Origin of the sequence: Nitrospira sp. CR1.1 (assembly GCA_014055465.1) — a bacterium.
In the GTDB taxonomy this organism is placed as follows: Bacteria; Nitrospirota; Nitrospiria; order Nitrospirales; family Nitrospiraceae; genus Nitrospira_A.
In genome coordinates, this window is the sequence record WIAF01000014.1 from 78,873 (window position 1) to 92,414 (window position 13,542).

The 13,542-nt window shown below is 49.1% G+C and carries 12 protein-coding genes; all 12 read left to right on the forward strand.

Annotation, left to right across the window (positions count from 1 at the left end; genetic code table 11):
• Nucleotides 1-48 precede the first annotated feature (48 nt).
• Nucleotides 49-1,188 (forward strand): glycosyltransferase, encoded by a 1,140-nt coding sequence (locus tag GDA65_18615; protein MBA5864698.1) that lies wholly within the window; start codon nt 49-51, stop codon nt 1,186-1,188.
• Between the two features lie 87 nt (nt 1,189-1,275).
• Complete coding sequence (locus GDA65_18620; protein MBA5864699.1) at nt 1,276-1,671, forward strand: hypothetical protein; 396 nt, start codon at nt 1,276-1,278, stop codon at nt 1,669-1,671.
• Nucleotides 1,672-1,860: 189 nt separating this feature from the next.
• The gene (locus GDA65_18625; GenBank protein ID MBA5864700.1) at nt 1,861-2,919 is read left to right on the forward strand and encodes a polysaccharide deacetylase family protein; all 1,059 of its coding nucleotides are present in this window, start codon (nt 1,861-1,863) and stop codon (nt 2,917-2,919) included.
• Between the two features lie 40 nt (nt 2,920-2,959).
• Nucleotides 2,960-4,147, forward strand: a complete 1,188-nt coding sequence (locus tag GDA65_18630; GenBank protein ID MBA5864701.1) for a hypothetical protein — start codon at nt 2,960-2,962, stop codon at nt 4,145-4,147.
• 8 nt (nt 4,148-4,155) lie between these two features.
• Nucleotides 4,156-4,824 (forward strand): hypothetical protein, encoded by a 669-nt coding sequence (locus GDA65_18635; GenBank protein ID MBA5864702.1) that lies wholly within the window; start codon nt 4,156-4,158, stop codon nt 4,822-4,824.
• Entirely contained in the window at nt 4,821-5,567 is a 747-nt protein-coding gene (locus GDA65_18640; protein MBA5864703.1) for a methyltransferase domain-containing protein, read from the forward strand. Before GDA65_18635 ends, GDA65_18640 begins: the two co-directional genes overlap by 4 nt.
• 39 nt (nt 5,568-5,606) lie before the next feature.
• Nucleotides 5,607-6,974, forward strand: a complete 1,368-nt coding sequence (locus GDA65_18645) for a hypothetical protein (protein MBA5864704.1) — start codon at nt 5,607-5,609, stop codon at nt 6,972-6,974.
• Between the two features lie 84 nt (nt 6,975-7,058).
• Entirely contained in the window at nt 7,059-8,183 is a 1,125-nt protein-coding gene (locus GDA65_18650; GenBank protein MBA5864705.1) for a glycosyltransferase, read from the forward strand.
• A 153-nt stretch (nt 8,184-8,336) separates the two neighbouring features.
• Nucleotides 8,337-10,163, forward strand: coding sequence for an HAD-IIIC family phosphatase (locus GDA65_18655; protein ID MBA5864706.1), 1,827 nt, complete (start codon nt 8,337-8,339; stop codon nt 10,161-10,163).
• A gap of 41 nt (nt 10,164-10,204) precedes the next feature.
• Entirely contained in the window at nt 10,205-10,966 is a 762-nt protein-coding gene (locus GDA65_18660; GenBank protein MBA5864707.1) for a ChbG/HpnK family deacetylase, read from the forward strand.
• Complete coding sequence (locus tag GDA65_18665; GenBank protein ID MBA5864708.1) at nt 10,956-12,149, forward strand: glycosyltransferase; 1,194 nt, start codon at nt 10,956-10,958, stop codon at nt 12,147-12,149. Before GDA65_18660 ends, GDA65_18665 begins: the two co-directional genes overlap by 11 nt.
• A gap of 40 nt (nt 12,150-12,189) precedes the next feature.
• On the forward strand, nt 12,190-13,416 hold the full coding sequence (locus tag GDA65_18670) for a glycosyltransferase (GenBank protein ID MBA5864709.1): 1,227 nt from the start codon (nt 12,190-12,192) through the stop codon (nt 13,414-13,416).
• Nucleotides 13,417-13,542: the final 126 nt, after the last annotated feature.

Genomic DNA, 13,542 nt, shown 5'->3' on the forward strand with positions numbered 1-13,542 from the left:
TGAGAGCAACGTTGTCTGACAGAGCAGCGTAATCGAGGAATAGCGACGATGTGGTTTGTCGAGTGGATATTCTGGGGGTCATTGGCGTTTATGTTTTACGCCTATGCGGGGTATCTCCTCGTGCTGGTGGGGCTCTCGATTTTTAGAAGCCGGCCAGTCCTGGTGGGAGAGATCCAGCCGATGGTCTCGTTTATCATCACTGCCTATAATGAAGAATCACGAATCAAGGAAAAGATCGAGAATAGTCTTAGGCAGCAGTATCCCAAAGAGTGTCTTGAAATAGTGGTGGCGTCTGACTGCTCATCTGACCGCACTGATGAGATCGTGCAGTCTTATGCGTCTTCAGGCGTGCGTCTCATTCGTGCCGCTGAGCGAAAGGGAAAAGAGGCTGCCCAAAAACTAGCAGTCAGCCAAACCAGCGGTGAGGTGTTAGTGTTCTCTGACGTGGCCACCACCTTACCGTCTGAGGGTATTGCGAACATAGTGAAGGCATTTCATGATCCAACAGTGGGGTGCGTAAGCAGCGTGGATCGTTTTGTGGACGCGCAAGGCAACTTGAGCGGGGAGGGAGCGTACGTCAAGTACGAGATGCTGCTGCGTCAGTTGGAAACGAAGGTAAATACCTTGGTCGGGCTCAGCGGTTCGTTTTTTGCCGCGCGACGGACGGTCTGCAGCCCCTGGGCAGACGATCTTCAGAGCGACTTTAATACGCTGCTCAACTCAATGCGGATAGGGCTTCGAGGTATCTCAGATCCCAATAGCGTAGGATATTACAAGAATTTATCGGATGAGAAGAAGGAATATCAGCGGAAAGTCAGAACTGTTTTGCGAGGAATCGCGGTATTGATGCGCAGTCTGCCGATGCTGAATCCTTTCAGATATGGGATGTTCGCCTGGCAGCTCTTCAGTCATAAGTTGTGCCGATGGTTGGTGCCATTTGCCATGATTGGCGCATGCGTCTCCAATGTGGTGTTGGCAACGCAATCGACGTTCTACGGGATGTTCTTGCTGGGACAGCTTGTTTTCTATGCCACGGCTGCAGCCTATGCAGTGTTTCAATGGATGCCGAAGAGCAGCCTGTTTCGGTTGCCCTCATTTTTCGTCTTGGTCAACTTGTCAATTCTTGATGCCTGGATGCGGTATTTTCGCGGCGACCGGGTGTTTCGCTGGGAGCCGTCCAAGCGCTGAGCCGGTGTGATTCAGCACGGTATGGAGAGCCCAAGTAGTTCGGTTCCCAATATTCGTCTTTGTGCGGAGTAATCAAAGAGGTACTGAATGGCTGCACAGTCTGAAAAGAATGAATTGCGTCATTTTGGATTGATCGTTGGCGGCGTCTTCTGTGTCATCGGCGTTTGGCCGATGATTCGTTACGGTGAAGGAGTGCGCCTCTGGGCTCTTCTCCCAGGGGCGCTGCTGATTCTCTTGGGGCTTGTGGCCCCGGTTACACTCGGGCCTCTTTTCAAAGTCTGGATGAAAGTTGGCCATGTGATGGGCTGGATCAATACCAGAATCATCCTTGGAGTTCTGTATTTCGGATTGATTACTCCCATGGGTGTGATCATGCGCCTGTTCGGCTGGGATTCGATGAGGAGAGCGTTCAGCCGGGATGCCGAAAGCTACCGGGTCGTACGACCAGCGAGGCCACGGACCCATATGATGAGACAATTCTAGGTAACGGAGGGCGTATGGGTGAATTCCTGACAGAGTTATGGGCTTTCATGAAAGAACGGAAAAAATTCTGGTTGTTGCCGATTATTGTGATGCTCGTGCTGCTTGGTAGCTTAATTGTCCTTACTCAGGGATCGGCGGTGGCGCCATTCATTTACACGTTGTTCTAGCTGAGAAGTCGCAACTGATTACATGAATGTAGACATTCGACGATTAAAGCCAGCCGTCCGCGAGGTCGTTGCCTGGGCCTTTCACGCATCGCCGATCCCTCGCTGGCGGCATCGGGGGAAGGTCGTCATGCTCATGTACCACCGGGTGTTGACCCGTGAGGAAGTCTCTCTTCAGTCTGTGCAACCCGGCATGTATGTACTGGACAGCGTATTTGCTCAGCACATGGCTTTTCTGAAGCAGAATTTTACTCTTCTTTCGCTTCACCAGCTCTTGGAGCTTTGGCAAACAGAGAAATGGAATGCTCGTGCCCGTTACTGTGTAGTGACGTTCGACGACGGCTGGCTTGACAATTACCGACACGCGTATCCCGTGCTGAAGAAACTGGGCATTCCGGCGACCATCTTTCTTCCCACTGACTACGTAGGAAGTGACCGGTGGTTCTGGCCGGATCAATTGGCATTTCTATTCAAGGTCCTGGACGGACGGGAAGTACAGTCGAATGTTTCGAGAGAAATTGGAAAAGTGTTTTCCAGATATCTGGATGAAGGTGATACCTCATTTATTGAGGCTTTGGAGCGCGGAGAGCACGTCACCGATCGAGTCATCGAGCAATGCAAACATCTACCGATCGAGCGAATCCATGGATTGGTTGCCGCGTTGGCCAATCAGATGAACGTGTCGCTTCCGCAGGAACGGGTGATTGTTAATTGGGACGAGGTGCGTGAAATGTCCAGGGATGGCGTATCGTTTGGATCGCACTCATGCTCGCACCGCATTCTGACCACCATCACATCGGATGACGTGTCTGTCGAGCTTACCAAGTCAAGACAGGTGCTGTTGGAACAAGGTGTGAACTATGTGCCGGTCTTTTGTTACCCCAATGGCAACAGTGACGCAGGTATTCAGCAGCAGGCCAAAGCCTGTGGGTATGAGGCAGCATGTTCAGTGAGGATGGGTGTGGAAGGACCTAACCCGGAGAATAAGTATGCGATTCGACGCGTGGGCATCCACAACGACATAACCAACACCATCCCATTATTTTCGTGGCGTGTGTTTGGTCCTTTACCTGCTTCAGCATGAATAGGCAAAGCCACCTACCGCGGTTAGAGGGAGTGCAGTTGTGCGAGTGCTGATTACCGATGGAAATGAGCGCGCCGCACTTGCGGTCACGAGGGCGCTTGGCCGTGAGCAGGTTGAGGTGATCGTCGGCGCAGAATCTGAACGATCACTTGCGGGCTCTTCCCGCTACTGCCGGAAAAGTTTTGTCTATCCATCTCCCTATCAGGAGCCCGAACGATTCGTGACCAGGCTACTGGAGATGATACGGAATCGTGACGTCGATGCCCTGTTTCCTATATCCGACATTGCAATGCATGTTATCGGCCCTGAACGTGCGCAGTTTGAGCGCTATACAAGAATTCCATCTCCTCAAGCCGAGGCTTATCAGGAAATCTCAGATAAGTATCGACTGATGCAGCAAGCGAAAATGGAAGGCGTGGGCATTCCTGAGACCATTTTCATCCCGGATGGAAGTGTGGGCCATGTTATCGATGCGATCACCGTTTTTCCGGTGGTGGTGAAACCGGGGTGTTCTTTGGTGAAGGATGGTCGTCAATGGAAGAAAACCAGTGTGCGTTATGCCGAATCTCGGGAAGAACTGCTGCGGTTGTATCACGATACGGCCTACCTGCGATCACCGTCTTTAATTCAGCAGCGTGTGGTAGGGGAAGGGCAGGGATTGTTTGTGTTGATGCAGGAGGGCACACCGTTGGGTATGTTTGCGCACCGAAGATTGCGTGAGCGGCCACCTTCCGGCGGAGTCAGCGTGTTGCGTGAAAGTATTGCCTTGCCGAAAACCATGGTTGAGGCTACCCTCAAATTGTTGCAGCGTGTGAAGTGGCACGGCGTTGCCATGGTGGAGTTTAAAGTGGATAGGACCAGTCAGCGTCCTTTGCTTATGGAGATTAATGGCCGCTTTTGGGGATCCTTACAATTGGCTGTGGATGCGGGCGTGAACTTTCCTTTACTTTTGCTCAATATGGCTATGGGGAAAGCCGAGACACTTCCCGAAAATGAATATCGTATTGGGGTGAAGTCCAGATGGTTATTGGGGGATTTGGATCAATTAATCATGCGCTTCAAGAAGTCTGATCGTGCGCTCAACCTACCGCCCGGTGCTCCATCGAAATTTCAGTCTGTTCTGTCGTTCTGTCGGTTTTTTGAGCGAGACACGTTCTATGAGGTGGAGGACTTCGATGATCCTGGCCCCAGCCGTTTTGAGATCTCGCGATATGTCAAGTTGGCATAGGAGTTGTCATGCTGCAGGCTGATTCTCATTCCGATATGAAAATACACCCACTATCTGTGCGGGAATTTGCCCGCTCGATGAAAAGAGCCGTGAATGCAGCGTTGGACCATTGGCGATATAGAGTCTTGGTCAATCGTCAGGCCTTCCCGAATCCGGCGCGCGCCATCTTGGTGGTATGCAAGGGAAATATTTGTCGAAGTCCACTAGCAGAGGCCTATCTCAAAAGTCAGGTGGAAAAAAACGGATTACCGGTCCAGGTGTACTCAGCAGGGCTTGAGACGTCCTTCGGGAAGCCGGCACATCCGCTGGCGCAGGTCGTGGGTACTCAAAGCGGGTTGGTGCTCAGCCAACATGCGACGCAACCGTTGCACAAAGAACAGGTGGAACGGGCAGACATGATTCTGGTTATGGAGTGGCGGCAGCGAAACAGGATTATCAAGCTTTATCCGCAGGCCGGACCGAAGGTGTTTCTGCTCCGGCAGTTTTATGATCAATCCGTGCGGGAAGTGGCCGATCCCTATAGTGGAACCCTGGACGATTTTCAAACCTGCTTCTTGATGATCAAGCAAGCGTGCGATGTGTTGATCGCGCAGATACTGCCAGGGGGGGTAGTGATAGAGTCGAGCGGGAGAGAGGCGCGAACGGCAAAGCTTAAGGGAGGCTCGACATCCACATGAGTTTGCGAACGAGACTGTTCAATATCTATTGGACACTGCGGAGCGCCATTGTCCCGACCCTAAGATACTCCCAATACTCGTACGAGGAGTCTCTGAAACGGTATATCGGGACATCGGTTGAATGGGTGGAGATCGGCTGTGGACATTCTATCCTTCCAAGTTGGCGCGCCAATGAGGAACGTCAGCTGGTAAAAACATGCAAGGCGATATTCGGCATCGACTATGACCTGCCATCATTGAAGGCTCATCGCAATATCACCAAGAAATTGCGAGGGGACGTTACCAAGTTGCCGTTCAGAAGTGAGGCGTTCGACCTTGTGACGGCCAATATGGTCGTTGAACATCTCGACAATCCACATGAACAGTTCAGAGAGATTAGTCGAATTCTCAAGCCGAAAGGCGTGTTCCTGTTTCACACCCCGAATGCTTACGGCTATGGGGTGATTCTTTCCAAAGTCGTCCCAGAATGGCTGAAGGGCAAGCTCATTTATTTGCTTGAAGGGCGAGAAGAGCACGATGTTTTTCCCACCCACTACAAGGCTAATACCGAATCTCAGGTTAAAGCACTTGCTCAGGCCAATGGATTCGAAGTGCTTCAGCTTGATTTGATTCCGACCGATGCAATTTTCGCCATGATTCCACCTCTGGCCGCCCTCGAACTATTGTGGATACGGGTGCTTATGACCCAGCCCTTCCGAAACCTTCGAACCAATATGATTGTGGCACTGAGGAAATTAGCTTAGCCTGATTGAAGCGCTCTTTCATTACCCTCGGAATGCTCAATGATTCATGCTCGTCAACAGACGTCTAACAGCGGTCAGTTCGGAGCCGCCGTGCGACTTCAGCCCGCACCGAAAGAGTCAAATATTGGATTCTATCTGGTCTTGTTGGCAATGTTATTTGAGTTTGGACGACCACAAGATGTCCTGCCGCCGCTCAAAGTTATTCCTATCCCCACTCTTATCGATGTCTCGATTTTAATTGCAGTACTGGCTTCAGGCAAAGCAGCCTTTGCCAACATGCAAACCAAGCTATGGATGGGGTTATTAGCGTTCATGGCCTTATGGGTTCCGTTCGCCAATAACAACTTTTGGGCCTTGATGACGCTGAAGGAGATGACCCTGTATTTCTTCTTCTATTTAGGAATCGTCACGTTCGTCAATACCACCGACAAAATGCAAAAGTTGATATTCATGTGGCTTGGCGTACATGCAGTCCTTGGAATAAATGGAATTTTGCATCATGGGCAGGGAGTCGGTGGTTGGTTGGGAGATGAAAATGACTTCGGCATGGAAATGAATGTGGCCGTACCGGTCGCCTTCTTCATGTATCAAGCCGCCGCCAACCAGAAAGGGAAATTGCTCTATATGGTCCTATTGGGCCTGTTCGTCATGACCGTCGTGTCGACCTCTTCACGGGGCGCATTCCTGGGATTATTAGCGCTGGGCACGTATTGCTGGTTGTATTCTCCCAGAAAAGTTATGTCGCTGATTCTAGGTGTTTGTCTTGTCGGTTTGGTGCTTGTCGCGGCGCCTCAGGAGTATTGGGATCGTATTAGTTCCATCACCGACGATAGCACGATGGAAACCGGCACGGCAGGACAACGAATGTTCACATGGGGAATAGGTTGGGAAATATTCACAGCCAATCCAATATTTGGGATTGGCCAGGGCAACTTTCCCTGGACAATCGGGGAATACATGGGAGGACGAACCTGGCAAACTAAATCCTTGGCCGGGCGACAGGCGCATTCACTGTATTTCACCCTGCTTCCGGAGTTAGGTCTTGTGGGGATCATCATATTTGGGTCGATGATCTATTTGAATTATCGCGATACAAGGGTCAGTCAATTCCTTCCTGCCGTGTCACAAAGTATGAGTCTGCGACGTGATAAAGAGCCGGTTAAGGATGAACAAGTTGTGCGCGCGACTCTGTTCGGCAATGCGATTTTAGGCGGCATGATAGGGTATCTCACGACGAGTGCGTTTATTTCCACTTTATACTACCCAACATTCTGGATCCTGATGGGCTTGGCTGTAGCGCTTCGAAACTCCACACAGACTTATGCGGCGTCCAAGCCTGACACTGTTATCTCCACCACTCTCTCGCCCAAGGTGAATCCCTGGATGAGGCCTCGCCCCGTGAGATGAAGGACATTATTAGGCCGGGTTACGGCAGGCCGGTTCTCCCATAATATTATTCTCATTCAGGCTAACAGGCAGTCGTCACCGAGCATGCCAAAAAGCAACGACGTTAAAACGATTCTTTTTCTTTCTACCAGCAGCGGTCCAGGGGGGGCTGAACAAGTCATCAGCAATCTGGTGACTTCCATGGATCCTTCGAAATACCGAGGGGTGCTCTGTGTATTTCGTCCGGGCTGGCTCCAGGAGCGAAGCCGAAGTCGTGGAGTTCCGACATACGTTATTCCCACTGAAGGGATGACGGATTGGCGTTGGGCATACCGATTTCGAGATCTCTTGAAAGATGAGCATGTCGACCTGATTCACTCACATGAATTTGACGCAAATGTGCAGGGAACTGCCGTCGCAACTTATTTGGGCATTCCACTTGTGGCAACTGTCCATGGAAAACACTACTTTTGGGAAAAGCTTAGACGCCGCCTGGCGTATCGGTGGGTCAGCCGTCGAGCTACTATGGTTGCAGTGTCCGAGGACCTCAAGCGGTTTATCGTGGAGAGGGTGGGCATTGATTCAGATCGCATCACTGTTCTTTACAATGGTGTGAATGTGCCTCCTGCTCCGGAACCTGCTGACATTGAAGCGTGCAGAAGAGAGATGAATCTTCCTGACAGTGACTGCGTGATCGGTGTTGTGGGTAATCTGTACCCCGTCAAAGGACACCAATACCTCATTGATGCCATCCCTGCAGTGCTAGAAAAATATCCTGAAACCTCATTTGTGTTTGCAGGAAGAGGGCAATTAGAAAGTGACCTCAAGCAACAGGTCAATCGGCTTGGGCTGGACAAGCGTGTCCATTTTCTCGGCCTGAGGCAAGACATACCCAGAATTCTTGCGCTGTTGGATGTGTTTGTTCTTCCCTCTCTATCTGAGGGACTCTCGATGGCTATTCTCGAAGCGATGATGGCGGGAAAACCGGTGGTTGCCACACGAGTGGGAGGCAATCCCGAGATCGTGCTCGACAGAGAGACAGGGTTTCTAGTTCCTCCCAAGGATAGTCATGCGTTGGCTGAAAGTTTGATCGCCTTACTGAAGGATCGGCATCTCGCCATCCAATTGGGGGAAAAAGGGAAACGCCGCGCAGAACATCAGTTCAGCTTGCAAACCATGGTGAATGCCTATGAATCATTATATGAAGAACATCTGAGGGGAAACGTTTAACCAGAGTCTCTGGCTGGCACAAAGCCAATTGCATGCATTGTAAGAGCATGTTATCTGCAGAGCAGATTACACGTATTGTAGATTGACTGAGTAAATTGAGGTTGCAGCAATTGGCTTATTCGTCTCCTGAGATACGCAAAAGAGGAAACAGCCATGTTCGAATTTCACCAGTACGACCCATTGCTTCATGCTAAGCCACTTCAGCCTTTTGGTCCGTATCATCCGATCGATAGAGTTAAGAAAATGTCTCTCTTGTTCTGGAGTGAGCATTGCGTGGAATGCGCAGCGCCTGCCTGTTTCAGTACCTGTGATTTGTATGATCGTAGACCAGACAGCCGTTGTCGCCGATTTACTTTTGGAATGTTTAGGAATGCGAGATTTTCATCCATTCGAGGGTATGGCGTCGAGATAGAGTTTAAGAAATGGGGCAAGCTAGAAGCCAGAGCCAACGTGTATACCATGCCCCTAGGGTCCATTCTGCGTGCGGAGCGCTTGGTTGAATTTCTTCTGCCAGTTGGCAATATTTGCGGATCAATCTTAAGGTGGATTACTCGTGATGAACGGTGGAGTTATATTTCCTATGCGATGCTCGCAAGAGTCAATAAATTATTGGTGTGGCTTAGTAAGGAAGATAGACAGCCAGATGCATTTCTACTCGAGGTGTATAACCCTTCAGATATAGCCGTGAAGATGCAGGTTAGAATGACGCCCGCCAGATTGTCTGATAGAAGCGACCTTATTGAACTTGGCCGGCCAGGCAGCCACTTTGCCGCGACCATTACTTTGGACCCCGGTTATTCGAATCACCAGATCGATCGCCCTCTTTTTCGTGGCCTGCTTGAATCAGGGGTACCCTTTGACATATCGCTTCTGCCAGAAGGAGACAGTCATCTTAAAATAATAATTCTAGGCGCCGATTTCGTCGTATTTAAGGAAGCTGACGAGAAGAAAGCAAAAGCAGGGCCACCCGATATTAAGTGTATTGTGTGGGATCTAGATAATACACTTTGGGACGGGATATTGGTTGAAGATTCAAATGTGAGGCTTAACTTTACTGTAATTGACTTAATCAAGGATTTGGATCAGAAGGGTATCCTTATGAGCCTCGTCAGTAAGAACGATTCGGAAAAAGCACTCGGAAAATTAAAGGAGTTTGGGATTGACGAGTACTTTTTATATCCTCAAGTCAACTGGTTGCCAAAAAGTCAAAACATTCGACAAATTGCCAAATCGCTTAACATTGGACTAGACACGTTTGCATTCATTGACGATAGCCCGTTTGAATTAGCTGAAGTAGGTGAGACACTGCCTATGGTGCGGTGTATTTCAATCGACAATCTGCATTCCATCTTAGACGATCCGCGTTTTTCGGGAAGCGACTCACCAGATGCGAAAAATAGACGTCAATATTATCAGACTGCTGCATTACGGGAGCAGACGCAGGCATCCTACGGAGATAACTACATCGAATTTCTCGCTCACAGCAACATCCGATTAACTATCAAGAGATATGAGTCCAGTGATTTCGAACGAGTCGCTGAACTTGTGCAACGCACTAACCAGCTAAATTTTTCTGGAAAGAAGTACAGCAGAGAGGAGATTGCTGATCTAGTTATGAGACCCGACATCAATAAATACCTGCTAGTGTGCGCTGACAAGTTTGGTTCGTACGGCACGGTAGGTTTTAGCATGGTAAAGCATACAGCCTCAGAAATTGAGGTGAGAGACTTCATGTTGTCCTGTAGGGTGCAAGGAAAGCTTATTGAGAAAGCCTTCTTTGACTTTTTAATGAAGCGACAAGAGAACCATTCCGTGCATCATTTTCGAGTTAACTTTACCCAAACCAGCAGAAATACACCTGCGAAGCAAGTGCTGGATAAACTGAATTTTGTCCAAACAGGAGATCATTCGGGGTTGACGCTCGAGCAACCCGGCCAGTCTTTCTCATGTGACTTTATCCAAACAGAGTACCAGGAATAAGCAAACGCTCTGGTAATGCCGTTCAATTACGGTGCACGCATATGAGGGTAATAATAAATAGCGACGATTTGGGTATAAGCCCAGTAGTGAACGAAAAGATTCTTGACCTTATGTCCAGGCGACGAATTACCTCGGCGAGTATTCTCGCGAATGGCCCTTCAGTTGAACAGGCGATCAAGTTTATTCCTAGGGGAACAGATTGTTCTTTGGGCGTTCATCTCAATCTTACTGAATTTAAGCCACTAACTCCTGCCAAACACTTGAATGGCCTCCGAGGTTGCCTCGATGAGAACGGTGCATTCGCTGGACAGCAAAATCTAAGTAGGTTGTCGATATCACCTACTTGCCAAGAAGGAATCTACAGAGAGCTAAAATTGCAGGTGGAAAAAGTTGTTTCTCTCGGTGTCAAAGTTTCTCATCTAGACTCGCATAACCATATCCACACTGCTCCTCAGATTTTTCTAGTGCTTAAGCGCTTGCAGAAGGAATTTGGGATTCGCAGAGTTCGGACAACATGGAACATTTATCCCCCTGGGAAGTCTGTTTCCAAGGCCCTTCTAATAAAGAAAAAAGTTTGGGATTTCGCCTTACGTCGATTTTATGCCACGACAACTACTGAAGGGCTAACGACGTTTTCGACGTTTTATAATTTGGCCAAAACTAGAAAATTGTTGTGCCATTCAATTGAGCTCATGACCCACCCCGGACACGCCGAGTATGACGAAGAGACCCGGTTGTTGGAGCGTGACTGGGAAAATGAAATTGTTTTTCCTGTGGATCTTATAAGCTACCATGCACTTTAATTTAAGGAAGCATCGTAAGCATTCAAGTGCAAGGGCATCTGGCGTTACAAAAGTATGTCATATTGCAGTAGCTGATCTTTGGGGAGGGGCGGAGGTTCATCTGGTAACCCTATTACGGTCTCTATCGAAAATGCAGGATCTGGAAATATCGGTGGTTCTTTTTACAGAGGGCAGAGTCGCCCAGGAATTGAGAACTGCAGGCCTAAAGGTAGTCGTTATTGCTGAGCATCAATACAACCTGCTCGTTATCCTATGGAAGCTTGTGAAACATTTTCGAGAACATCAGTTCATGATTGTGCACGCACACAAACCCAAAGATAATTTTCTCGGTGCGCTGGCCTGCAAACTAGCGGGGGTACCCTATCTTGTTCGGACGCTTCACGGATCATGGGAGCCATTTTCAGGCTTTGAGCATTTTAAAATCAAAGTCTATGAATACATCGACGTATTCACCAATAAATATTTGGTTAATGTTTTAATCGCCGTAACACAAAAAATCCATTTCTTAATTGCCCAGGGGTATTTAAGTAAGAAAAGTGAGAAGGTGGTATGCATTCATAATGGAGTTGATATAGAAGCGTTTCTGCTAAGCAGAAAGGGGCGAAATATTAGAAGTGAATTAGATCTTAGCAAGAGGACTGTATTGTTAGGCATTGTTGGGAGGCTGACAGCCGTTAAGGGCCATATTCACTTGCTCAACGCGATACGAATTCTCGTAGGTAAGGGTAGCGATGTTCATCTTATCGTTGTGGGAGAGGGGCCATTAAGAAGTCAGCTCGAAGGACTTGTTGTCAAATTTCAAATTCACAAGAATGTCATTTTTGTAGGTCATCAAAGCGACATTAGCGATTTTATTGAGGCTATGGATATCCTCGTCCTACCATCGTTGAACGAGGGAATTCCTATGCTATTACTTGAAGCCTTGGCGCTGAGTCGTCCAATCGTAGCTAGTAGAACGGGTGGAATTCCAGAAGTCATAGAGGATGGTAAAAGTGGATTATTAGTTGAGCCCGGGAATTTTTTAGCTATTGCAGAGGCAATCGACTTGCTCATCAGGCAAAAAGACCAAGCAGATCAATTCGGCAGAACAGGGCAGAGGCGGGTTAGTCAAAACTTTACAGCAAGTTTAATGGCGGAAAAGACAGCGCGTCTTTATCGCCAGTTGGTTGGATCTGGCGCCTGAGATGTATCGTCCAAGTATAATGGTATAAACTAAGTTCGTTATGATGTTACCTATATTGGGCACAGTATGCTTCCTTGTTTTGATACTGCTTTCTCTCATCTCATTTTACCAATGGGGGCATGCGATTTTGGCTATATTGCACCGGACCTCCACCGCCGTGAAAACAAAGCCCCGCATGACTCGTTTTTTGATTCTCATTCCTGCCCACAATGAAGAAGACGGGTTGCCGGAAACTCTCCATAGTCTATCTTCCATGCAATACCCTAAAGATCTGGTTCAGATTGTGGTGATTGCAGATCGCTGTGCTGATGATACCGCGAAGGTGGCGCGGATTGGAGGCGCTCGGTGCCTGGAACGTAATGAAGGACCGGGCGGAAAAGGTGCGGCCATGTCGTGGGCCATGCAGCTGCTCCGCAAGGACGGCGTGTTGTTTGATGCGTTGGTCATCGTTGACGCGGACTGTCTTGCAGACTCGCATTTGCTGGAGGCCTTTGATGATGCTCTGGCGAAAGGACACGAAGTCCAACAGGGGTATAACTACCTCTCCAATCCGTGGGAAACTCCTTTTACCAGGGTGATCGCGGTGACGAGCGTCTTGCGGAACTTCTTATTTTATGGAGGCAAGGAGGCTATCGGTTGTTCGGCCATGCTGAGCGGGACTGGAATGTGCCTCAGTCGATCCGTCGTGGACCAGCATGGGTGGTCGGCCTTTTCTGTAGCGGAAGATTGGGAATTTTCTGTATCCCTTCAACTCAATGACGTTGTGATTCATTTTAACCCCTTGGCTCGAGTCTTTGCCCGTGAGTCTAAAGGGCTTAAGCAGGCGTCCCGTCAGAGATTACGATGGGCAACAGGAAAGTACGCGGTGATGACAAATGGCGCGCGGCGTCTTTTGTTAGAAGGGGTGACGAAAGGTAAAGTCAATTTGATTGATGGCGCCGTAACCCTGGCCGCCCCGAATTACTCCAGTCAGGCCTCGATGACGTTGTTTGCGATTGTCTGCAGTGTATTTTTGGCCCAGGAGCCAGCGTGGAGCTTTCTGCTACCGTGGTCACTTGGAGTACTTGCTTCCTTGGCCGGATACTTTCTTTTGGGCGCAATGTATACGCAATCTCCTCTCAAGACTTTAGCTGGGATTCCCTATATTGCGGTATTTCTTCCATGGCGACTTTCAATTGAGATATTGGGGTTTCTCGGGTTTGGCCGAAAGGGTTGGGGGCGAACATTTCGAGATTCGGCCTCTCGGCGCAATACGCCTGGCACATAAGAGGGGGCGCCGGAAATTCGGACAGTGTGTTAAGTGGAAGCCTGGCTTCACCCACACCACCGAGAGGTGGCAGACGAGAGGAGCGAGGCAATGAAACGAACGAGACGGAATCACGGGGCGACTTTT